Here is a 23,835-nt window from a genome sequence, read left to right as displayed (position 1 = left end):
AGCTTACTGTATATTTTTTAAAAGCATGAAGGACTTTTTAAATAATTATTTTACTGTAGCTAAAGATAGGCCATCTAATACGAAAACCATTAAATATAGTAAAATTGTATACTATTTATAAAACATGATGTTTTCAAATAGATGTAGAGTACAATGAAGAAACCAGAAATTTTGGCTGTTACCTGTGCTCAAAAAAACGTGGTTCTATTATCGTAGCAGAATCACGTTTTTAATTTATCATTTATAAATACCTAGCGTGGCACCCTTTCCGGTTGGGGAGCAATAGCTGGTAAATCACTTGCTTTTTCTGCTGAGTACCAATAAGCAACGGCAGCAACATCATCTGAACGCTCAAACAATTGAATATCATTATTACCGATTTGCTGGACAGTTACCTTTAAATCGTGTTTAAACCGAATTGGATCTAATAAGTGAAAGCGATATAACCCATGCATTGGCAAAGCATCATTGCCAAATGCGTGTAAAGGCATTAACTCACCATTATTAAATTCATCCCGAGTATGATCTACCTTTGACATAAATGGATATCCCATAAAAGGCCTTTGAAAAGTTTGGGCATATGTCTTACCATTTTTGTCTTTTTGATGAAATGCCCAAGCTCCACCAAAATAATCTTCAGTACCTGTAGAAGTAACTGTTGGGTAATTGGTATCGCCATCAATATAAAATTTGAATTCTCCTTCACCCCACCAATAACGTTGTAAAGCACAGACTTCAAAATAGACTCCTACAAAATGTCCAGGACCTTTTATAGAAGGTAAAATTACAAAATCATTTTGTTTTTGAGTATATTCTTGTCTATTCCAAGCAGCGTGAAAGTATGCGGCATCTTCGGGCACATCTTTGATAACATAATCAATACCATAAAAGAAACCGTCAATATCACCTGGATGTTCGTTTGTGATTGTAATTTTAGCGGATTTTCTAAACGGCATTGGAAAATAAGTGTTAAAGCCACCTGTTGGGTTAACAGTAATTAAAGCAGAATTAATTTCACACCGTTCACCAAAACCATTACAGAAAAAATCACCAATAGGAACTTCAACTGCCGGCTTGTCTGCTCCGTCCCAATACATTTTCAAAACTACATCCCGCAGTACAAAACTACCTGCTGGTGTTGCATCAGCAATTGTCATCCAAATATGTCTAATTTCTCCTGCAGAATGAATATCAGCTATGGTTACAGTTTTTCCTTGAGGTAATTTAATGGAGCCATTGCCTTTGCGGCTGGGACCCAAGTCACTGGCACTCATTGCGGCTTTTCCCTTAGCGCCAGATAAATTTTCAGGTGATATTGTCCGATTTTCTTCATTTAAGTTAATTCGAGTTAAATCTGAAATGTTCATTTTAATTCTCCTTATTAGTCATTTTTATTTGGTTATAAATTTTATCAAGATTATAAAAGTACATTACTACAATTGATAATACAATCATAGCTATCGGTAACAAAATAAAGTTAGCCTTAATGGCAAAGATTGCTTTACCGGATTGAACATGATGCGGTACATATTGGCTCCAACTTAGTAAAATATTAACTAAAGGCAGTGTTACAACTAAAAATGAGAAAAGTCATTCTAGTCGTTGACATATTAGTTCTTTCAACCATATCTTTAGTCAGATTACTAAGTTTGACGATATCGTAATCTTTACTATTATGAAGAAACTGTTTATCAGTTACTTTTTAAGCTAAAAAATTATTCGGTTAAAATTCCTGAAGAATTACAATTAATTGGTTATGATGGTTTTCAAATGATGCCAAGCATTACACCCAGTCTTTCTTCAATAGTCCAGCCTGTTAAAGAAATCGCTCGATTAGCAGTCGATAACTTAATTAAATTAATTTTGCATAGCCGTGAAGTCGACAACATCGTTGTTCCCATAGCCTTTCGAGCTGCTCAAACAACTAAAAACATACAGCAAAATGAATTAATTTAAAAAGCACCAGTATTAGCTGAAATACTAGTGCTTTTAAACATTTTAAGTAGTTAATAGCTAAAGCAATGACTTAGCCCCTAATAATATAAGCAAAATACCAATTGTGGGTTTCATGTAACGAGTAATTTTAGTTTTGGCTAAAATCTGGGCCAGTCTGGGTGCAATTATTGCACCTAATATGGCACCAATCATTAAGGGCAAGCCAGCAGACCAGTCTACCCGACCGTCAGCAATATGAAAAATCGCGCCCGTAATGGTCATAAAAACTAAAACGTAAGTTGAAGTTGCAGTAGCTTGAAAATCTTGTAATCCTAACAAAAATAAGCCACCGATGATAACAGCGCCACCGCTCATGCCGGCTACGCCAACCATTAAACCTCCTAAAATACCATAAATTCCAGCTTCCATTCTAGCAAACCGGGTTTTCTCAACTGTCTCAGCAGTTTGTGTTTTCTTCTTAAATAACATGTTAATGCCAAGCACTACTAGGACAATTCCTATTAACCATTTATAAATTTTGGCAGGAATATATTTTGAGACTAATGAGCCTATTATCACAGCAGGAATTGCCGTCATTAGCATCTGATTACCTACTTTAGTATTTATTTGTCTTTGACGATAATAGCTAATTGCACCGATAATTAATGAAGGTAAAGCAGTCACTAATGAAGTTGAAGAAGCTGCTGCTGCATTTAAGCCAAACAAACCGGTCAAAATTGCCAGGTAAATGGCTGCACCGCCACCACCAAAAAGAATAACAAAAGTTCCTATTACTAACCCTATTAGTCCCAATAAAAAAATCTTCATGATGCTTAAACCCCTTCAGTTTTGCCCTATCTTGTGTTATAGTTACAATATGTAATTTTAATTTACAAATTGTAAAAGTCAAGCAAATAGGAAATTTAGTATGCCACGTCAAATTTTATCCAAAGAATTAATTATAAAAACCAGCATTAAATTAATTGAAAATAAAAAAGAAAATAATTTTGCAACGATCGCTAGAGAACTTGGTATTCAATCACAGGCTTTATATAATTACTTTCCCAATCAGTTAGCACTAAATTATGCTATAGTTGCTTGGTTAATTAATTTAATGACAGATCAGCTGCGACGAAATTTATTTGGTAAAGCCGGCATGACAGCAATTATTGATTTTGCAATGGAATTTCGCCAAATAGCTCTTAACCATTTTCATTTAACACAATTTGTTTTAAAAATGCCGCGGACCAATATGTATCCTGAAACTACTGCAGCTTTTAATGATCTAAAATCTATTTTTAATCAAATGATAGCAACAGAGTTCACTGACCCCAAAAGGCAACTACTAGCAAGCAGATGTATCAGAGATTTGGCAATAGGAGATATTGTCAATGTCGGAACAGGTTGGTTTGCGGATAAATCGTTACCTGCCGATAAAAGCTTTCGCAAATTGCTGAAGCAAAGTCTATACAAGATTGAAGAATAAAGATTCTTATAATTAAACTTTTACTTCAATACTATAGCAATAAAAAAACGAGGACTGAGCCTCGCTTTTGTGTTCCCGATATTTAAACTTATTCTACTGTTTGGACCCAGCCCTCTGGGCCTTTTTTATTACCGTACTGAATATCAACTAATTCATTGTAAAGCTTAGTCGTTACTGGGCCAGTTTCTGTTTCACTGTAGATAACGTGCTTTTCACCCTTGTACGTAATTGAACCTACGGGGGAAATTACAGCAGCTGTACCCATAGCACCAGCTTCTTTCATGTTGAAAGCTTCTTCCAAAGTGATTTGACGTTCGACTGGGTTTAGGCCTTGCCACTTAGCGACTTCCAAAAGTGAGCGCTTGGTAATAGAAACCAAAATCGATTGTGATTTTGGTGTGACAAATTGACCTTCTTGGGTAATGCCGTAGAAGTTAGCACCACCAAATTCATCAATATATTTATGTTCACGTGGATCCAAGTAAAGACAATCGGCAAAGCCGTTCTTGTGTGCTTCAACGGATGGAAGCAAGCTGCTGGCATAGTTACCTGATGTCTTTGCTTGACCAGTACCAGCATAAGCGGCACGGTCATATTCACTAACAATGTAATCTGCAGGGTTCAATCCTTTAATATATGCACCAACTGGGACCGCAAAAATGCGGAAAGTATATTCGCTGGCTGCTTCGACACCTAAAACTTTAGATGTCCCCACCATAAGTGGCCGTAAATACAGGGTCGCACCACTGTCGTATGGTGGTACAAACTCTTCGTTAGCCTTAACAACTTGTTTTACTGCAGCAACAAACCTATCTTCAGGGAAAGGCGGCATGGCTAACCGCTTTGCTGAAAGAGTAAAGCGGTGTGCGTTTTGATCAGGTCTAAACAGGTTGATTTTACCGTCTTTTCTACGATAAGCCTTTAAGCCCTCAAAAATTTCCTGACCATAATGCAGGACTTCTGCACCTTCAGAAAATGTCATGGTTGAATCTTCAGTCAACTTTCCTTCCTGCCATTCACCATCTTTATATTTTGCCTCATAGCGATAAGGCAGATCTCGATACTTAAATCCCAGATTTTTCCAATCTAGGTCTTCTACTCGTTGTTTCATTTGAACTGTCCCCTATAAAAACTACATAAGCTAAAAATTTCTCTTTAGCTTTTAATATTAATTTAATTGTTAACTAATTTAAACTAATTTCTTTTTATTGTCAATAGTAAAACTTTTCTATCTTCCAATAAAATAATATGAATTTCTAATAATAAAACAAAAATGTATTTTTGTATGTGCATCTGGTTTCACGTGAAACGAATATATCCAAAAAAGAGTCATCCCTTCATTGTGGTATGACTCCCCAATTTTGTCCTAATTTCAGGGTTTATATCACTTTTGGAGGATGACTCTCGTTTTAAAAATTAGTCTTGTTTTGCGTTATCTTTAGTTTCAGTATTTTGTTTTGTCGAAATATCCAAAACTGCGGCATCATTTAGGTAAACATGCTTATCATCTGCTGTAAACTTAACTGACTTAGTGTCAGGCTCTTTCATCAATAATTTGGCAATTGGCGTTTCTAAATCTTGCTCAACGACTCTACGTAGAGGTCTTGCACCAAATTTCTTATCATAGCCTTTGTCTGCTAAGTAGGCTTTAGCTTCATCAGAGACTTCAACCTTAACACCTTTTTTAGCCAAAACATGTGCCATTTTATTCAAATAGATATCAATGATCTTATTCATATCATCTTTGGTCAATGAATTAAACGGAACAATAGCATCAAGTCTATTCAAAAATTCTGGTCTGAAGTAGGTCTCAAGAGCTTTAATCAGCTTATCATGATCAACTTTGCCGTCTTTTAATAATTGGTCAGAGTAGCCTGCATTAGAAGTCATGATTAAAATTGTGTCCTTAAAGGAAACCGTTCTGCCCTGAGCATCAGTTAAGCGACCATCGTCCATGATCTGAAGCAAGGCATTAAATACTTGTGGGTTAGCTTTTTCAATTTCATCAAACAAAATCAAACTGTATGGTTGATGACGAACTTTTTCAGTTAATTGGCCACCTTCACCATAACCAACATAACCAGGTGCCGAACCAATCAATTTATTAACCGCCATCTGATCTTGATATTCAGACATATCCAGTCTGATAAGATGATTTTCACCACCAAATAGTTGAATGGCTAATTGTTTAGCTAATTCCGTCTTACCTACGCCAGTAGGTCCTGTTAACAAGAACGTACCAGTAGGACGATCATTGTCTTTAAAAACTTGTTTACGGGCAATCGCATCTGTAATGACGTCAACAGCATTATCTTGATCAATAACTACTTTCTTTAATTTCTCAGCCAAGTCAAGATTCTTTTGTCCTTCACTTGCATGCAATTCACTCATTGGAATCTTAGTCTTAGCTTCGATTAAAGCGTAGATATCTTCATCAGTAACATGAGGAGTGGCAGCGTCATCCACATGACTAGCCTTATCACGCAAGTCTTCAATTTGCTTTTTCAACTCGCTTGCTCTACTATAATCTTCTTTTTTGGCAGCTGCTTCTTTCTCACTTTCAAGCTTTTTAATCCGTTTCTTTAAAGTTGCTTCGTCGCTTGGAATTGTATCAAGACCCTTTTTAGCACCTGCCTCATCCATTAAGTCAATGGCCTTGTCAGGCAAATAACGTCCCTGAATATAACGTTGCGATAATTCAACTGCGAGTTTCAAAGCACTGTCATTATATTTTACGTGATGGAAAGACTCATATTTATCTTTTAATCCTTCCAAGATTTTAACGGTAACTTCAGCTGATGGTTCAGGAACCTGTACCGGTTGGAATCTACGTGCTAGTGCCGCATCATTTTCAATTCTGCGGTACTCACTTGTAGTCGTTGCACCAATTAAGTTTAAATCGCCACTAGCTAAAGCCGGTTTTAAAATATTAGCGGCATCACCGTTATTATTTTCAGAATCAGTAGAACCTGCACCAACTATATTATGTAATTCATCAATAAATAAAATAATGTTCGGATTCTTTTTTGCTTCGTCAATCACTTTCTTAAGGCGTTCTTCAAAACTGCCACGCAAGCTTGATCCTGCAACCATATCATTAATATTAATTGCAATAATATGCTTGTCCTTCATTTTATCAGGAACATCGCCTGCAGCAATCTTTTGTGCCAAACCTTCTACAATGGCTGTTTTACCAACCCCGGCAGGTCCAATTAATACAGGATTATTCTTCTTGCGCCGACTTAAAATTTCAATTACTTCTTGAATTTGTTCGTCACGCCCAATTACAGGATCATACTTATTCTTCTTAGCTTGCTCAACCAGATCAACACCAATTGGCTTTTGACCTTGTTTTTGTCCCACTTGTCCACCTTGATTCAAGTCTTGTGGAGAAATATTCATACTACTAGAGTAATGAATAGGAATAGCACCACCGTTGTCGTTAGTATTGTTGAAGAATGAATTGTTTAATTCGTTAAATAAATCGTCAAAATCGTTATCAAAATATGCCATATGCAAACACCCCTTTGATAGGTTATAAATTTGTAATTAGCACTCGCTGCGTTCGACTGCTAATTGCTTACATATAATATTATAGCAGGTTATCCACAGAAAGCAATAATTATGATTAACTTTTCCACAGATTTCCCGTTTTTTCCACAAAAGAAAAAAAGCCTTACTATAAAAGCACTAATGCTCTTTTTAAAGACTTTTCACTGCTATTTTTGATACAATTTAAATTGTTTTTGCAAATATTTACCAGTTAAGCTATTAGATTTTTGCGAGATATCCACAGGTGTGCCACTTGCAATAATTTTCCCGCCTTGCATCCCACCTTTTGGTCCCATATCAATCATATAATCACTGTTAGCCATAATATCTAAATCGTGTGTGATTGTAATAATAGTTCCTTTTTGCTCAAGTAATCTTTGAAAAACATGCAAAAGAGTTCTGACATCTTGTGGATGTAGGCCAACGGTCGGTTCATCAAAAACAAATAATGTCCCTTTCTGTCTTTGATGGATATGACTGGTTAGTTTCAAGCGCTGTGCTTCTCCTCCAGACAAAGCTGGGGTAGATTCTCCCAAGTGTAGATATCCTAGACCCATATCATGCAAAGTTGTAATTGTTTTATTAATTTTTGGTTCGTTCTTAAAAAGTTTTTTGTCCAGCGCATCATCAACGGAATAATTTAAGACATCCGCAATACTTAAGTTATGCCATTTTACTTGTAAAACATCTTGGTTAAAACGGTGACCGCCACATACAGAGCATGTTTCAACCATGTCCGGTAGATATTGGATGTCAAGTGAAATGACACCGGTTCCGTTACATGCCGGACAGGCACCTTCTTTGTTATTGTAAGAAAAATGAGATGCGCGATATTTTAACTTTTTTGCTAATGGTTGTTTGGCAAAGAGTTTACGCAAATTATCCATAATATCAGTATAAGTTGCAACAGTTGACCTTTGATTTTTACCAACAGGTGTAGAGTCAACACTAATTACATTTTTAATAACATCATTCTTTAAATTTTTTACCCAATCAGGACCATTTTTAAGATTTTTTTGTGCTTTAAGTGCAGGAATGAGGGAATCAAGAATTAGGGTAGTCTTACCAGCACCAGAAAAGCCGGTAACAGAAGTTAAGCGATTAAGAGGAATTTGAGCATGAATATTCTTCAAGTTAAAGCGTTCGGTAACATCAAACTCAACTTTGCCATGTTTAAAAATTTGGTCAGCTTTTGCCTTGTGACGAACTAAAAGTGGTGCCTTACCAGTTAAGTAAGGACCAATCAGAGACTGCTCACTTTGCTCGATCTCACTGGGTATTCCCTGGGAAATAATCTCACCACCCCGGCTGCCTGAACCTGGACCAATTTCAATCACCCAATCAGCTGCCTTAATGATTGCAGTTTCATGATCAACTACAACTAAAGAGTTTCCTTGATTAACCAGTTCATGAAATATATCAATAAGTCCGGCCACATTATCAGGGTGCAAACCAACAGATGGTTCATCTAAGACGTAAAGCACACCAGTGGTTTCCGTACGCAAAGTTCTACCAAGCTGAATTCGTTGCAGTTCCCCAGTAGATAAACTGTCAGCCTGTCTATCTAGGCTCAGATAGTCTAGGCCTAATTTTAGCAGGGGCTTGACTTGATGCATCAATTCACCGGTTAAATTTTCTGCCAATTCTTGCATATCTTGTGGCAGGGAAGCTAAAATCTCACCCATATAATGGTTCAGTTCACCTAAAGTTAGCTGTTCAGCTTCAACAATATTTTTTCCAGCAACTAACTGCTGCCAGCGACTGGGATCAATGCGATAGCCTTGGCAGCGGGGACAGGTACTGAACTTATAAAAAGAGTTAATTCTTTGCAAGCCACGTTCGGATTTTGTAGTTTTGCGTGAATTAGCCACGGCATTATAAGCATTCTCATATAATGCATCTAAATGATATACGCGACCAGTGGAAGTTGGCAAATCAATCGGAACTTTACGCTCTTTTCCATGAAGTACAATTTCTTTTTCTTTAGCATTCAGCTCTTTATATGGAATATCGGTCCGTACCCCCAATTCCCGGGCAATACGCCACATCCAATTTCGTCCAGGAATTTGCCAAGTTGCCACTGCTCCATTTTCAAGAGATAAATTCTCATCTGCAATGATTTTACTATCATCAATTTCTTCAACTGTTCCCAATCCCTGGCATTTTTGACACGAACCATCAGAATTAAATGCAAAGTCTTCTGCACTAAAAGCATAAAATTGTATCCCGCATGTAGGACAAGTTAATCGCCCCATTGCTTCTCCAGTTAGATCCATGGCTTCAGCTATTTTAATGGTTGCTGGTACCCGGTGACCGTTTGGGCATACAGGTGAACCTAAACGGGAAAAAATCAGCCGTAAGATGTTAAAAACTTCTGTTACTGTTCCTACCGTGGAACGAACTCCAGGCACAGCCGGCCTTTGCCTTAAAGCCAGTGCCGAAGGAATATGTTTCACTTCATCAACCTGTGCACGACCAACTTGACTAATACGTCTTCTGGTATAGGCTGCCAAAGAATCAAGATAACGTCTTGCACCCTCTGAGTACAAAATTCCCATCGCCAAGCTTGATTTGCCAGAACCACTTAATCCCGATATCGCTACAAATTTATGTAGGGGAATATCAACGTTGATGTTTTTTAAGTTATTCACCCTACCACCAATTACTTCAATTTTGGTCGGCTGTTTTTGATATTTCATTAATGATTGCCCTTTCTTTTAGCCGGTTTTAACGGCTTTTCTGGTTTCTTTAATAAGTACTGCCGAATTGCCTGAATTACTTGCTTGTTCTGCGGCAAATCAGAGTGGTCTGCCTTTTCACCCGTAACTGTTATTGCAGTATAGTTTTTTACTTGTTTTTGAAAAATAAATTTACCTGCAGCTACACTTGATTCAGGTACAATACCATCAGATTCGTAGTTTTTACCACCAGAAAGAGAATAAACTTTTAGATTGGTTGGCAATGCTGAACGCTTTTTAATAAAATCAGCCAGCATTTGCGTTCTGTTATTAATGTTATTTTCAGTAAAATTATATGGTGTACCTAAAGTCATTAATTTCTTTATTTTGATATCGTTTGAATACTCAGAATAATAGTGTTCCAGCCAGTAAGTCCAAATTAAACCGCCGTTAGAATGACCAAACGCCTTAAAATTATTGAACTTATAATTTTGAATTAACGACTCAAATGCTACATTCAGCCACTTAGCTTGTTTTTTAATATTGGAATAGCCGTCTTTATTGTTATCAAATCCAATAATAATGAAGGGCTCCAAGTCATTTTTACCTATAGAGCCACTATAAGTCAATTTTGCTTCACGTGAAACTCTAATTTTTATTACACTATGCTGGTTAAGTGTCGTTTTATTAAGTTCATCAATTAACTGGTTAAAGCGCTCGGTAGTAGCACTTGAACCCGGAACCATAATTACAGGTGAAAGAAGCGATTTGCTGAGTTCTGCTCGCGATTTATTATCTTTTTTCATCCAAAAGAAGCTGGGAACAGCAAGCATAATGATAATAATAATAACCAGGATTAACCATTTATAGTTAGGATTTTTATGCATTTTATTATTCCCTCTCCTGATTTTTAATTCTCAATTCTATCTTTTCATTAATTTTAATTACAGGTAGCAATAAAAAGATATCTAATAAGAACAACAATAGTGTAAAGAACAGCGCCGCCCAGTTACCGTTAGTGCCAAAAAATGAAACTAATAAACCAGGAGTCCCCTTTAAATTCTGGTAAACGCAAACTGGAATAATGTGTAAACTAATAGCTGCTACTGCTATTGTCATATTAATAAGAGGAATTAAAATACTAGGTAATATAAAAACAGGATTTAAAATTAAAGGTAAGCCAACTGCAAACCCCAGGCTTGAACCAAAAGCAGCAGGCAACAAGTTAATTTTAGCATTTATTTCGTTTTCCCTGTTATCTCTTCTGATAAGTAGTAACACAATAACAGCCAAAACAACGCTGGCATCGCCCATTATGCCGTAACTGTTAATAAGTGAGCTGCCTAGGTATTTATACGGCACATTCCAAGAATTACCGTGTTTTAATGTATATGTTAAATTTTCTGCAGTAAAGGCGTTATTTACCATTCCTGTTAGAGAGCGCAATGGGTACCCAATTCCAAGCCAATCCAAAAAAGTAATTACGGTTGTCAATAACAGCACCTCGCCAAAGTTATTAGTAGTCTGGACCCTGCTGACAATTTCATTAAAACTGGCGGAATTAAGTAATTTAAGCTGTAATTCATAAATTAAAATGCCTAAAAAAACACCTAATAATAATGAAACAGCGCTGGGTAAAACGGCATCCCCTGCTCTTTTTTGAATTACTTTTGTGCCCTCATATTCAACGTAAGAAAAGTCTTTCCCTAATAAATGAAATATTTGGCCCACACAGTATCCTACAATTAAGGCAATAAAAACTGCATTAATTTGTAACAAACTGGCTGTAAAAGGCATACGAGCATTACGGCCACTACTGGAAGCATATGAACAAAAAAGCATTATTAAGACTGCTGTTAGACCTGCCATGGTTGAGTCCTTATGGTAAAGGCGTGCGGTGTAACGAGCCATAAAATAACTAGCATAGACGCCAAATACGCCAAAAGTAATTTCTACCATTCCCCGGCACACAAAAGAGCCACCATACCAAATGTGATCTGATAAAACTTTGTCCAAATTGAAAATATTATAGATTAATCCGTTAGGTGTAAAGATCAAATCACCTAAAAGCTTAAAATAGGAGCCAACTACAGCAATTGGCATTAACATTGCCATAGTTCGTCTTGTTGCACGAAAAAAAGAAAATTCCTGCAGGCGAGCTATAAAATTGATAGTAAATTTTGTCATTATTTCAAACCTTATTTTTAGTTATTATATTTAAAAGAAAATAATACTCTAATTTTTTAATGCGAGCCATTTTTATCACCCATTATCTTTTTTATTATTAGTTATGAATAAAATGGTATAATGAAATTGTATTTTAAGAGGCGAGAACATGAGCAGAAAGAAAATCGAATTAACTGAAAAAGTGGCAAAACTAACAGATAAATATTTAGAAACTACTGATACAGAATTTAATGACCTAATCAATAAGGCATTAAAACTATATTTATTAGATCACTTAAGTTCCAGCCAAATCAAAGATGCGCTTAAAAAAACCGATAATTTCAATTCTGCGTATGCGGGAAAATGGTTTCAGGAAAGTATTGAGGATTTAAATAAATACTAAACTTTCTTAAAACAAAACTAAAAGAGCAAGACAGCTATTGCCTTGCTCTTTTAGTTTGTTACCAATTTACTTTTTTAAATAATGATCTCCCGCCAATTGACGGTAAAAGTTAGCTTTAGTTGTTTGTTCATAAGGAATCAGCCAAATAAACCCAATACCTAAAGTAATAAGACATAATAGATACCAGCCAATAAAGCTTAAATTAAGTACGAACAATTCCCACTTATGACCAGCCATCAGCTGACGGCTTGCAGTAATTGCTGTTGTGGCATGTACCTCTTGTCCACTTTCCACCAAATCATTAACAATATATGGCGTCATAGCATAAGAATAGGATTTAATTAACCCGGGAATGAATAATAATAAAGTCCATAAAAATTGAAAAATAGAGCTAAAAAGAAAATTTAGAAATTCTGGAATAAAACGGCCATCAGTAAAAGTAGAAAAAATTCCCTTAAAAAAGCTTAGCCTTTCTCCGCGAGCAAAATGCAAAAATGTTATCACCATGCTCAACATGAAAAAACTACCAATAAAAGTTAAACCATTATCAGGTCCTATTTGTCCTGCCCAAAATGCAGGCTTAAACAGTGAATCAATTGAGCCAGTTCCCATGACATCATTTACATTATTGGCAGTCTTAAGTGAACCATTTACTACTGGTGCAGCAAAAAAGAAGCCGACAAATAGCGTCATTACGATACCAATACTAACTGCCCAGCCCCAGTTATGACGAAGCTGATTTCTAGCTTCTAGTTTCAGTTCTGCTCTGTTCATAACTTATCTCCTTATCTAGTATATACTAATTACATTTTACTCTCGAATAATGTTACGTAGCAAAGAAAAGACAAAAAAAGCCTAGTTCCACCAACATCGGAACTAAGCTCACACAGTGTTTGTGTCACCACTACTGACCACATATAGAAATTTACATTTTCGCTACCGGAGAAAATGATTACTTCCCTATGGCGACACAACAGAATTTTAGCATGCAATTAACCAAAAAACAAGTTTTAGCCAATTATATTTGCACTGTAAGCCTTACGGCCAAGCAGTTCCAACATAATTTGATTTATTTGCCCTTTTAGTCGGCCAAATCGACCTTCACGAGTTTTATTAGACTGAATAATCAGAATGGTTTTGGCATTATTAGTGCTACGCATGAAAGTATAATAGCCCTGTCCGGCTCCATTAGCCGTTTTGGTTTTCAGCTTAATATTGTTATAAAAGCCACCATTATAATAGGCCGGAGGGGCCGCTTGGTATAGCAATTTGCGGCTCCTGCGGGTTAGTAAACTACCAGTCAGCAGATATCGTATTACTTTAGCCAAATCATGATTTGACATTACTACTGAACCAGCACCTAACTCACTATGAGCATCCCTTAGGGCTGCTTTATGCTTAACTACATCATAGCGGCCTTTGCGATAAATCATACCCGGTACCAAATGACTAGCAATAATTTTGCCCGGCTTTGACCACAAAAATTCTGTTTGTTTCAACTTTAATGGTCTGACATAGGTGTCGCGGAATAACTGCTCATAGCTTTGGCCCGTTATTTTACTCATAATACCGCACAAGTAAACATAATTTAGCGAGCTATAGTGCCACTTATTTAACAAGGCGGGCTCAAAAATAGTGTTAACCGCATCATGTTGGATATTATCATTATCCGAAACAAAATGCTTTTGTCCCAGTCTTGCCCCTGGTTTAAGATCAAGACCAGCGGTCATTGCCAGCAGGTTTTTCAGCTTAACCTTCTTCGCTCCAGCAATTTGCGGATAAAATTTACTTAATTTATCCTGCAAACTTAACTTGCCCTCTTGCACTAGGTGCATGATAATTGCGGCAGTCATGGATTTTTGTACTGAATTAATTAGATAACTAGTGTCAGTGTTATTGCCTAAAGCATAGTTAAGCATTATCTTGTCATTTTTAATGACTAGAATTGAGCCCTTTATTCTGAGAGCATCAATTTGCTGGCGCACTATTTTCCTTTTAAAGATTCTTTTGAAGTGCCATTTACCGGATTTTCATTTGTTAAACTAATCTGGTACGGCTTTTTTTGCCACTTTTTACTATAAAAATAGTTATGAATATTATAGTTATGCGGTACATTAGCTTGCGCCATAAACGGCTTTACTGCCCGGTCGACTGCTACCCAGCCGCGCCAACCTAGGTGAATCGTATCTTCCATGAAGTACTGTTCACCGCCGCGCTTAGACAAATCGGTGATGTTATCAAAGCCCTGACTGGCCAGCTGATACTTAATCTTGGAAACGGCCTTTTGATACATTTCCTGCGATAAGCCCGTATAATTAGACCACTTTTCATTGATCGGTGGGATAATGAATAACACATTGGTATGTTGCTTGGCAAACTGGTGCAACATCAGTTCAAAATCACTGTATTCTACTGATTTAGTGTAGTTAAAGTGCCGTTGACTGCCCTTCAATTTAACCAATAAACGTTTATTCAAGCGCCGCTTAAAAAAGCGGTTATTAATACCAAAGCTATTAGAATTAGTGTTAAGTTCAGCCTGCTCACTTGCTACCCGGTCTAAGGCCTTGACTGAATAAGTAGCCGGCAAAAGTTTAGCCTGCTTATTGATCTTTTTGATGCGGTCTCGTAATTGAAAGGTACTAAAGAACTTGTCTTCATTGTTAAGTATGCGCCGCTGGTTCTCCAAGTAGAAACGTTGAAACCCGGTCAGCTGCTCTCCTCGGGCAGCTCTTCTCATTCCCAGCTTAATAACGCCTTTCACTTCCGGCATCTGCAAGAAACGTTTAGCCGCATAGCGGTTAGTTATACTGGTTTTCTTGATGTTTAAGAGAAAATTGCAGGCCTGCAGCGGTGAATAATACAAGGCAAAAGCATCTGGATTTTGCCCCTTCTTGGTAAACCATTGCGGTGAAACAATCACCACGGCTTTTTTACCCTTAAGCTGTTTTGACGTGCCCTGCATCTCTAAAAAATGTGCCAAAGACTGGCTACCCGGGCCACCTAACAAAAACGGCCGGTAATCGCGGTGATATTTTTGCGCAATTACACTCGGGTGCAGGGGATCAAGTCGTGACAGTTCACTTGACCCGTAAAAAGGCACGTAGTCATCTTTAAAGGCATCCTGTTTCATCAAAGAGCCTTTAAAAATGGTCGTGGTCTGGGAATTAGCTGCTTGATAAATGGCACCTTGCGAAAATGTCCGCTCCCACGGCATTAAAAAGATAACCAGTAACAAGATGGCGGCGCAGAGCACTGGGCCAAATATCTGCCACAGCCGGCGTTTGTTACTCATTTTCTAAATTTTCCACCTTTGCCACAATTTTATTAGGCGTATCCCATTCGTTTCTATCAAATTCAGAAACTGGTACATCAATTTGAAATTTTTCCTGTAAATTTAATAGCATTTGGACACTAGCCATTGAATCCATTAAGCCGTTGGCAAAAATATTTTCATCCATTCTGTCTGCTAAATCTTCACCAGTTAAATCTTGTAAAATTGCTAAAACTTCTTTTTTGGTATCCATTGTAAAAAACTCCTTAGATAAAATTCTTGCTTACTTCCAGCCAAACCATAGTTGACTGAGAAAACCTGAGAATATCAGGAAACTAAAACAAACTACATTGAAAGTGACAAAGATAGCCAGCCATTTGGTGTATTTATTTGATGGCAATTTGTCTTTGTGCTTCTTCTTAAACCGCAGCCAGCAATCATTGATGATAATGGCCACAGCATGAAACAATCCATAAACAATATAATACCAGGTCAGCCCGTGCCAGAAACCCATCACCAGAAACAAGAGCAAGTATGCTGCTTGTGACAGCCGAACAGGATTCTTGAACAGCTTTTTCTTCATGGCGAAGAAGGTAAACCGCATGTAGATGTAGTCCCGAAACCAAAAGGACAAAGTCATGTGCCAGCGGTTCCAGAATTCTTTAATATTTTGTGAAATAAACGGCTTATTAAAGTTCATTGGAGTGTGAATACCCATAAAATAGGAAATTGACACGGCAAATAAGGAATAACCGGCAAAGTCAAAGAACAAATACATACTGTAGCAGTACATATAAGCCACTAACCACCAAGAAAGTTTTAAACCGCCATTGGCAGTACCTGTAATCAAGGCAGCCCTGGTAATTCGCGGCAGCCAATATGTACCAAAGAACCAGCCCAGAACAAATTTATAGAGAAAGCCCTGAAACAAGTAACGGGTTGCAAGTTCCAAGTCATTTAAATATTGCTCACGCTTAGGAACAGCATCACACTCCTTGGCAAATCTGCGATAGCGATCAATTGGGCCTGAGGAAATGGTGGGAAAGAACAAGAGAAAGCGTAAATACGTTCCCAGATTAAGTTCTTTAATAGCACCATCACGCACTTCCATCACAACCTGCACGGTCTTGAAAGTAAGATAGGAAATACCCAGAAAGGCCAAGACTCCTGGAATTTTAGCTTGCGGGAAAGCAGTCTGCACTTTGACTAAAATCAGCGGCACAATTGCTAAAATTACCGCTAGGTAAAAGACCCAGGTTTTATTTGAACTGTTTTGGCGCTTGCGATAATAGAGATAGCCATAGGAAACCAGGAGCTGAAACAGAATATAAATGATCAGGCTAACGCCCTGTTGCCATTTTTCGCCATCAAAAATGAGAAATAAAAAAACTAACGAGAACACAACTTCATAGATTTTGAAGCGATGCCCCCAATACAGCCCGATGATAATGGGGATTAAGCCAATCATCAAATACACAAAGTAATGCGGATTGGAATAAGGCTGTAAGTTAATGAAGTTAAAGTTCACTACTCGTTGACCTCCTTAATGACGGCCTTAATGTCAACTTTGCCATTTTGTGAGACTGGTAATGTTTCACGGTAAACATAACGTTGCGGAATCATATATGGCATCAGATCCTTAGCTAAATCATTCCGAATCATTTTGCTAATTTCTGCTTCGGAATATTGTTCTTTAACACCATCTTTGAGTTTGATTTCCGCTACAATCTGCTTAACCGTATGGTCCTGATTATATTTAGGTGCAGCTACACCATGATCAACCAGTTTATTCATACCGATATAATGGTTGATTTCTTCCAGCTCGATGCGGTAGCCGTTGAATTTGATCTGGAAGTCAATCCGCCCGCGATAAAAGAGCATGTCCTGGTCGAAGAAACCTTCATCGCCTGAACGATGACTGAGATATTGGTCACCCGGCTTTTTAAAGAAAGCCTTAGCAGTCTTCTCCGGATTATTCATATAACCCTTAGATGTACTTGGGCCAGTAATAATGATTTCACCTTCATCAGGCTGATCACCTTTAGTTTTGTCAATAGTTATTTTGGTGTCCGCTTTAACCTTGCCAATTGGCAAGCGGTCATATTTCTGTAAAACTGCATCTGTAATTTCCACTTGGGTGACTGCAACTGTTGTTTCGGTAGGTCCATAGGTGTTAAAAATGCGTGCCTGAGGAAATTTCTTTTTTAGCATTACTACTTCATTGTGGGGCAATTCTTCACCACAGAACAAAAAGTGCGACAAGCTGGGATGCTGCTTGGCAGTGAAGGTTTTATCCAAAAAACACATTTGCGCAAATGACGGGGTTGAAACCCAAACGTTAAATTGTAATTGAGGCAATGTCTGGAATAATTGAGCAAAGTTTTGCGTCACTTCATGTGGCAGAGCCACTAACTTCCCTGCTCCAACTAAAGCCGGATAAAGACTCATCACTGAAAGATCAAATGAATACGGTGCTTGAGACAAAAATGCTGGATGTTGGGGCAGATCAAAGTCTGTCATTTCCCAGTTAATAAAGCTAAGCAGATTATTATGACTAATCTGTACGCCTTTAGGTTTGCCACTAGTGCCTGAAGTAAAAATAATGTAAAAGTTGTCATCACCTTGGACAAAGTTTTCAGGATTGGGTTCATAATTTCCCTTTTCTACATCTTTAGGACGTACAACTTTAATAGGTGGTAAATCAATTTCAGGTAGATCATCAATTGCAAGAATTGCTTCAGATTGAGAAACTTCCTGAATCATTACTATTCGTTCTGCATTAGAGTAACTGGCAATAGGAATATAGGCGTGACCTGATTTGACACAGCCTAAGAAACTGGCAACCATTTCAAAGTCCTGACCGCCCCAGATCATAACGGGACTTTGCGGTGAAAGTCCTAAACCAGCAATTTTATGAGCCCATTCATCTGAGCGTTTTTTGAGATCACCGTAGGTATTAGTTTGACTTAAATAGTCATAGGCAATACGTTCAGGATCCGCTTGAGCAACTTCATCAATTTTTTTAATTACATTTTCAATCATGATTTGTACCAGCTTAAAATTCGTTATAAATAAAGTGAACAGAAGTCAGCCCACTGTATTGATATAAATAAATTAACACCATTAAAATGACACAATAGATAACCGTCGTTAAAATGAACTTCCCAATACGTTTTCCACGTGAATCATTTTTCTCTTTTTTAGCCATAATTTCATATCTTTCTCAATATTAATAAAATGTACTATCGAATATAGTACTACTAAAGTTTTGTCACCCAAAAATCCACCTCAAATTTTTACCAAATTTAAATATTTTCCCTTTTCGTCCGTTTATCGTTCGTCGTTCAACTTGCGACAATCATTATAAGCAAAACAAAGCGGAATTAAAATTATGAATGAGCCAAACAGTATAGTAATTATTAATAAGATAAAAAGATTAGTTGGCTTTAACCAACGCTCACTCTCTGCGGTAGTTAAAATATATGTGGCAAATAAAACTGTAAAAATTAGTTCCCCTAAAAACGTGTAGGCCAATGCACCTTGACCAATTAATTGATATAGCCGCAGCCAGACGCTTGCCGGTAGTAAGCAAAGCCACCCGGAAAAGCGTAACCAGAAAGTGATTTTTTTACGATAATCTTGTCTACTCATTTTTCTCCTTAAAATCTCAATTATCCCTTTCAAATGGAGTAAACCTAATTATAACAATGAGTTTTGTAACAAACAATTTTGTAGCAACCGAAATTTGTATTTTGTCATTTTCGTCATACTTTTTTCACATTTTATAGTTATACTATAATTGTGATATAGAAAAGATATATATCTTTTCTATATCATACTCAACTTTTTGTTTTTCATTCATACTCCTCCAAGTATAATAATGAAAAAACCGAAATGACTTTACAGGTCATTTTCATATCTATCCCTTTCGACTCACGTGCGTTACGTGAGTTTTTCTATACTCTTAAACAGTTCTAAAGAAATTCTTTACTCTTTTATAAGAGATTTTCTACCTTAACTTCATAATTTAGAGATATCATTTTAAATGTAGTAAGCAATAGCAATGCTTACTACATACTCCCACTTTTTTATTTCATTCATTCTTACTCCTTCAAAGTAGATGAAAACTAACAGGCTCGCACACCTTGCGAGCCTTTTTTCTTTGTTATAGGATTAACTTAGTTATTTATTACTTATCAATATGAGAGGTCTATATCTAATGTTTTCACCCACAATAAAACACTTACTGGAAGAAAAATCAGGTTCATTCATTATTCCTGCTTCCCGTATTGCATTTGTCGAAGATGACAATCCTTTGTACCATGCCTTTATGATTTTAACTCGCGTTAAATATTCAAAAATTCCAGTCCTTGACCGCGAAAGCCGTGTAGTTGGCCTACTAAGTTTAGCAATGATCACAGATAAAATGATGAAAACAGATGATATTTCTCTTGAACCATTAAATCAATTACAAGTACGCGATGTAATGCAAACCGAGTTTGACAAAATCAACTTTGTGCAAACTACCCTGGAAACACAGCTTCATTTACTAGTTGACAATGCCTTTTTACCCGTCGTTGATGACTATGGCGTTTTTCAAGGACTACTGACAAGACGCGAATGGATTAAAGCATTTAATTACATAGCGCACAACTTTGAAAAGGAATATAAAGTTACTCCAATTACTAAAAATAAGCAATTATGAGATATACTGTAAATTTATAATTATTTATTACATTTTTTAGTGTACTTTACTTCAAATTAAGCTATAATATAATTAGCTAGGGAAATCTAGGTTTTATTTGGTAATCCAGCTATTTAGTTAGTACAATGTGAAAAATTGATTTTGATTTTGTGTTATTTTGTAGACATATACGCAATTACAATATTGACATCCCTGATCTTAAAAAATTAAATAACGCTTTGCTAAATTAGTTAATAAAAATTAATAGATATTTCTTGAATAATTAGAAAAGAAGAGCACTAATATGGCAAGTAAAACAATTTCTGCGCAATTGACATTTTTGATAAGCGCAATTATAAAAAATTGGACTTACCCAAATGATCAAGAGCTATCACTAAAAGACAGAGCTGAGTTGGTTTCTCAACTAAAAAATTTGACAGAGAGCCCAGATAGTATGGACGAGGCCGCTAAAATCGCTGATGCTTTTTACAAAGATAAAATAAATAAGCGGCTTAAATCAATAGATTCCAATTTTTCGTGGATCTTTATAATTTTGCAGCATGAATTGGTGTCCGCTTCGCGCTTACACGCTCTTCTCCTTGACTTAGCCAAAGAAGAACACTTTTCAGAAAAGGGAATTGCGAAAATTAACCAGTATTTTGCAGAAACTGATGATTATGGTGACAATGATGACTTTATTACAATGTCTTCCTCCGATTTGATTGACTCATTAGGACGGACTAAAATTTTTCACATTCATCCAGCTAAAGATGAATACCAAACTTTTAAAGTTAAAAAGCACCCAACAAAAGACACACCAAAGTTAATTAAAGCAGAGAATCACGCAAATAAGATCATTAAGTTTAAAAATCACTAATTAAAAGGAGCAGTCAGATGACTGGTCTTTTTTTTACCTAAAATTTAGCACTAATTTAGAATAAGTCTAAATTAGTGCTAAAATATAGTTATATTTCTTTTTGCAGGAGGCATAATGCATGAGTTTTAAACGTCAATGGAAGTTTTTTTGTGTTTTAGCTATCGGAATAGTAGCTCTTATTTGCCAGTTTGGCTTAAAAACAAAAAGTCTTTTTCAGCTGGGAAGTCTGCAGTTTCCCATCCAAACTATTTTAATGGATTTAGTTGGTATTATAATGGCATATTCCCTGATCACTGAAATAGTTGGCGACTTTAAATCGGGACGTTACGGCGTTGATATTCTAGCTGTAATAGCAGTCGTTTCTACTATTCTAATTGGTGACATTTGGGCTGAATGGATGATTCTAGTGATGATGACAGGCGGGCAGGCTTTAGAAGATTACGCCACTGGTCAAGCAGATAAAGAACTTCGTTCACTTTTAAATAATTCTCCTACTATTGCCAACAAAATCAGTAATCAAAAAATTATATCGGTAAATGTAGAACAATTAGCAATTGGCGATCACATTCTAATTAAGCCTGGTGAACAGGTGCCTGTAGATGGGAAAGTTATTAAAGGTGAATCCAGTTTTGATCAATCTTCTTTAACCGGTGAGTCGGTGCCAGTTGCCAAAAACCCCGGGGATCAATTAATGTCCGGTTCAATTAATGGCAATGTTGCTGTTGAAATGGCTGTTACTAAAAAAGCCAGTGATTCAGAATATCAAACTATCGTTTCATTAGTTAAATCTTCGCAAGCGCAACCGGCTAAATTTGTCAAAATGGCTGATCGCTATGCTGTTCCCTTCACTATTATTTCCTTGGTAATAGGAATCGCCGCTTGGATTCATTCCGGTAATCCAATTAATTTCGCAGAAGTTATGGTTGTTGCTTCGCCCTGCCCATTATTAATAGCAGCACCTGTGGCATTGGTATCCGGCATGAGTTCCATGTCTAAACACCATATTATTGTCAAATCTGGTCCTACCTTAGAGAAATTAGCCTCAGCTAAAACTTTTGCCTTTGATAAAACTGGTACTTTAACGGAAAATCAACTGGTAATTGATGAAATCATTCCCGCTGATAATAGCAGTTATAGTGCGGAAACTCTGCAAAGCTACGCCACCAGTGTCGAACAACAATCAAGCCATATTATTGCCAATTCACTAGTTAGGGTAGCGGATAACAGACTCTTAAAACCCGCTACACAAATTAAAGAATCAACTGGTCAAGGCGTTAGCGGCATCGTTGAAAGCCATTTAGTCAAAGTGGGCAAGCTGAGCTACATTAAACCAGCAGATAATTCGCAAAAAGTGCAGGAAACCAATGCTACAGCTATTTATATCTCAATTGATAATAAATACGCTGGCTATATTACATTTAAAGACCAAGTTAGGCCTGAAAGTGCGCAGACGATTAAGCGTTTACGGCGCCAAAGCAATGCTCATATTATGATGTTGACAGGAGATCATAAAGACGTTGCAACTAAAATTGGCGAAGCACTTAATGTAAAAGATATTCGCTATGAATTATTACCAGCAGAAAAAATAGCTGCGATTAAAAATGTAAAGAAAGAAAATCGACCAGTTGTGATGACTGGTGACGGAATTAATGACGCACCTAGTCTATCTGCTGCTGATGTTGGCATTGCAATGGGAGCCAAGGGAGCCTCGGCAGCCAGCGAAAGTGCAGATGCTATTATTATGGTAAATGATTTATCTAAAATTAACGATGCCGTAGCTATTTCTAAGCATACGATGAAAGTCGCTAATATTGATGTATTAACAGCTATCACAATAGTTATTATAATTGAATTAATTGCCTTTACCGGTGCTATTCCCGCTTTTTGGGGTGCCATTTTACAGGAAGTAGTAGATATGATTTCAATTAGCTTGGCGCTTTTAGCTAAAACTACGCCCACAAACCCAGAACAAACAGGAATCAGTAAAACTACTAATTAAAAAATTTTCCTATTTAAAAAAGCCTGATAAATCAGCGTTTTAGACGAGACGTAATTTATCAGGCTTTATTTATAGGAATCCTAAGGAATTAAAAATCATATGGGATAAAATCGAATAGCGTAAATCCTTGCTAGTAGTGTAAACCCATGCTAATACACAACCTAAGGCCCAATAAACGAGCAGATATTTGGTTAGTCCGGGATCATGAGCGTAACCAAAAATAAGTCCACTTAAAAGTATGCCTAACCATTTGTTACTACTTGTGTTTTTATTGAAAAAAGTATTAAAGAATAGTCCGCGAAAAATAATTTCCTCAAATATTGGTCCCACAATTATAACCATTACGGGGAAAAAGTAACCTGCCTGATAAGAAATTTGGTCAAGAAGATTTTGATTAGTAGAAGTCTGCTCCGTATTAAAGCCTAAAGCCAATTGAATAGTTGCACTGACAAAAATGAGCATTATTGCCCCTAAAAGAGAAAGCAATACCTTTTTAGCCTGCCAGTGTGGTTTACTATTATAATTTTGCTCATTACTACGTCTTAACTGCAGGCAATAAAAGTAAAATACTAATAGCAAAGCTATGATTGTAATTATGGCAGTCAGCACCACAAAAGGAATATTTCCTAAGCCCAATGATTTTCTTAACTTGTAAGGATAAAAATAAAACTGTTGTACAATCGTATAAAGTATAAAAGCAAGCACTATTGTAATTAGATTTCCTAGAAAATAGAAAAACTTTTTCATTCACTTAGCTCCTTTCTGACCAAAATAAAAGCAAAGC

21 protein-coding genes and 1 pseudogene are annotated in these 23,835 nt (G+C 36.7%); 6 read left to right on the top strand and 16 right to left on the bottom strand.

The features are described from left to right. Positions 1-251 precede the first annotated feature (251 nt). Positions 252-1,367: a glycoside hydrolase family 172 protein gene (locus tag GYV61_RS02405; protein WP_174794620.1), complete on the bottom strand. Its 1,116-nt coding sequence runs from the start codon at positions 1,365-1,367 to the stop codon at positions 252-254. A 319-nt stretch (positions 1,368-1,686) separates the two neighbouring features. Between GYV61_RS02405 and GYV61_RS02395 the strand changes: the two are divergent. After that, positions 1,687-1,956 (top strand): annotated as a pseudogene (locus GYV61_RS02395) (substrate-binding domain-containing protein); the annotation flags it as partial. 57 nt (positions 1,957-2,013) lie between these two features. Here the strand turns inward: GYV61_RS02395 and GYV61_RS02390 are convergent. Next, positions 2,014-2,763: a sulfite exporter TauE/SafE family protein gene (locus GYV61_RS02390; RefSeq protein WP_174794619.1), complete on the bottom strand. Its 750-nt coding sequence runs from the start codon at positions 2,761-2,763 to the stop codon at positions 2,014-2,016. Positions 2,764-2,863: 100 nt separating this feature from the next. Between GYV61_RS02390 and GYV61_RS02385 the strand changes: the two genes are divergently transcribed. Beyond that, entirely contained in the window at positions 2,864-3,421 is a 558-nt protein-coding gene (locus tag GYV61_RS02385) for a TetR/AcrR family transcriptional regulator (protein WP_174794618.1), read from the top strand. Positions 3,422-3,509: 88 nt separating this feature from the next. On the opposite strand, the gene GYV61_RS02380 is transcribed toward GYV61_RS02385, so the two are convergent. From GYV61_RS02380 to GYV61_RS02360, 5 genes are all read right to left on the bottom strand, one after another. Then, positions 3,510-4,532 carry a branched-chain amino acid aminotransferase gene (locus GYV61_RS02380; RefSeq protein ID WP_046325710.1) on the bottom strand — a complete coding sequence of 341 codons (1,023 nt, stop codon included), beginning with the start codon at positions 4,530-4,532 and terminating at the stop codon, positions 3,510-3,512. 305 nt (positions 4,533-4,837) lie between these two features. Next, positions 4,838-6,934 (bottom strand): ATP-dependent Clp protease ATP-binding subunit, encoded by a 2,097-nt coding sequence (locus GYV61_RS02375; protein WP_174794617.1) that lies wholly within the window; start codon positions 6,932-6,934, stop codon positions 4,838-4,840. Between the two features lie 206 nt (positions 6,935-7,140). Beyond that, a complete protein-coding gene (locus tag GYV61_RS02370; protein ID WP_174794616.1) occupies positions 7,141-9,672 on the bottom strand; it encodes an AAA family ATPase in 2,532 nt (843 codons plus the stop codon). Then, the gene (locus GYV61_RS02365; protein WP_174794615.1) at positions 9,672-10,538 is read right to left on the bottom strand and encodes an alpha/beta hydrolase; all 867 of its coding nucleotides are present in this window, start codon (positions 10,536-10,538) and stop codon (positions 9,672-9,674) included. Before GYV61_RS02365 ends, GYV61_RS02370 begins: the two co-directional genes overlap by 1 nt. 4 nt (positions 10,539-10,542) lie before the next feature. Next, positions 10,543-11,838 (bottom strand): PTS sugar transporter subunit IIC, encoded by a 1,296-nt coding sequence (locus GYV61_RS02360; protein ID WP_174794614.1) that lies wholly within the window; start codon positions 11,836-11,838, stop codon positions 10,543-10,545. A gap of 148 nt (positions 11,839-11,986) precedes the next feature. Between GYV61_RS02360 and GYV61_RS02355 the strand changes: the two genes are divergently transcribed. Next, positions 11,987-12,220, top strand: a complete 234-nt coding sequence (locus tag GYV61_RS02355) for a hypothetical protein (protein WP_174794613.1) — start codon at positions 11,987-11,989, stop codon at positions 12,218-12,220. Positions 12,221-12,286: 66 nt separating this feature from the next. Here GYV61_RS02355 and GYV61_RS02350 read toward each other — a convergent pair whose 3' ends face one another. The 8 genes from GYV61_RS02350 to GYV61_RS02315 all read right to left on the bottom strand — a co-directional run bounded on the left by GYV61_RS02350 (position 12,287) and on the right by GYV61_RS02315 (position 19,142). Then, positions 12,287-12,994: a DUF975 family protein gene (locus GYV61_RS02350; RefSeq protein WP_174794612.1), complete on the bottom strand. Its 708-nt coding sequence runs from the start codon at positions 12,992-12,994 to the stop codon at positions 12,287-12,289. 236 nt (positions 12,995-13,230) lie between these two features. Then, positions 13,231-14,205 (bottom strand): serine hydrolase, encoded by a 975-nt coding sequence (locus tag GYV61_RS02345; RefSeq protein ID WP_174794611.1) that lies wholly within the window; start codon positions 14,203-14,205, stop codon positions 13,231-13,233. Continuing rightward, positions 14,205-15,512: a D-alanyl-lipoteichoic acid biosynthesis protein DltD gene (gene dltD / locus GYV61_RS02340; protein WP_174794610.1), complete on the bottom strand. Its 1,308-nt coding sequence runs from the start codon at positions 15,510-15,512 to the stop codon at positions 14,205-14,207. The genes GYV61_RS02345 and dltD overlap by 1 nt, the downstream gene beginning before the upstream one ends. Continuing rightward, entirely contained in the window at positions 15,505-15,744 is a 240-nt protein-coding gene (dltC, locus tag GYV61_RS02335; protein WP_046325719.1) for a D-alanine--poly(phosphoribitol) ligase subunit DltC, read from the bottom strand. The genes dltD and dltC overlap by 8 nt, the downstream gene beginning before the upstream one ends. A 30-nt stretch (positions 15,745-15,774) precedes the next feature. Beyond that, a complete protein-coding gene (gene dltB / locus GYV61_RS02330) occupies positions 15,775-17,019 on the bottom strand; it encodes a D-alanyl-lipoteichoic acid biosynthesis protein DltB (RefSeq protein ID WP_174794609.1) in 1,245 nt (414 codons plus the stop codon). Next, on the bottom strand, positions 17,019-18,533 hold the full coding sequence (gene dltA, locus GYV61_RS02325) for a D-alanine--poly(phosphoribitol) ligase subunit DltA (RefSeq protein ID WP_174794608.1): 1,515 nt from the start codon (positions 18,531-18,533) through the stop codon (positions 17,019-17,021). The genes dltB and dltA overlap by 1 nt, the downstream gene beginning before the upstream one ends. 13 nt (positions 18,534-18,546) lie before the next feature. Beyond that, positions 18,547-18,699: a teichoic acid D-Ala incorporation-associated protein DltX gene (locus tag GYV61_RS02320; protein WP_046325722.1), complete on the bottom strand. Its 153-nt coding sequence runs from the start codon at positions 18,697-18,699 to the stop codon at positions 18,547-18,549. 122 nt (positions 18,700-18,821) lie between these two features. Further along, complete coding sequence (locus GYV61_RS02315; RefSeq protein ID WP_174794607.1) at positions 18,822-19,142, bottom strand: hypothetical protein; 321 nt, start codon at positions 19,140-19,142, stop codon at positions 18,822-18,824. A 568-nt stretch (positions 19,143-19,710) separates the two neighbouring features. On the opposite strand from GYV61_RS02315, the gene cbpB reads away from it, so the two are divergent. The 3 genes from cbpB (at position 19,711) to GYV61_RS02300 (ending at position 23,051) form a co-directional block, all read left to right on the top strand. Next, positions 19,711-20,196, top strand: a complete 486-nt coding sequence (gene cbpB, locus GYV61_RS02310; RefSeq protein ID WP_174794606.1) for a cyclic-di-AMP-binding protein CbpB — start codon at positions 19,711-19,713, stop codon at positions 20,194-20,196. Between the two features lie 283 nt (positions 20,197-20,479). After that, a complete protein-coding gene (locus GYV61_RS02305) occupies positions 20,480-21,052 on the top strand; it encodes a hypothetical protein (protein ID WP_174794605.1) in 573 nt (190 codons plus the stop codon). Between the two features lie 118 nt (positions 21,053-21,170). Then, on the top strand, positions 21,171-23,051 hold the full coding sequence (locus tag GYV61_RS02300) for a heavy metal translocating P-type ATPase (RefSeq protein ID WP_174794604.1): 1,881 nt from the start codon (positions 21,171-21,173) through the stop codon (positions 23,049-23,051). Between the two features lie 69 nt (positions 23,052-23,120). Here the strand turns inward: GYV61_RS02300 and GYV61_RS02295 are convergent, their stop codons facing one another. Then, entirely contained in the window at positions 23,121-23,798 is a 678-nt protein-coding gene (locus tag GYV61_RS02295; protein ID WP_174794603.1) for a CPBP family intramembrane glutamic endopeptidase, read from the bottom strand. Positions 23,799-23,835 lie beyond the last annotated feature (37 nt).

The organism is Lactobacillus melliventris, assembly GCF_013346935.1.
Taxonomy (GTDB): Bacteria; Bacillota; Bacilli; order Lactobacillales; family Lactobacillaceae; genus Lactobacillus.
This window is presented reverse-complemented; position numbering and strand designations above follow the sequence as displayed.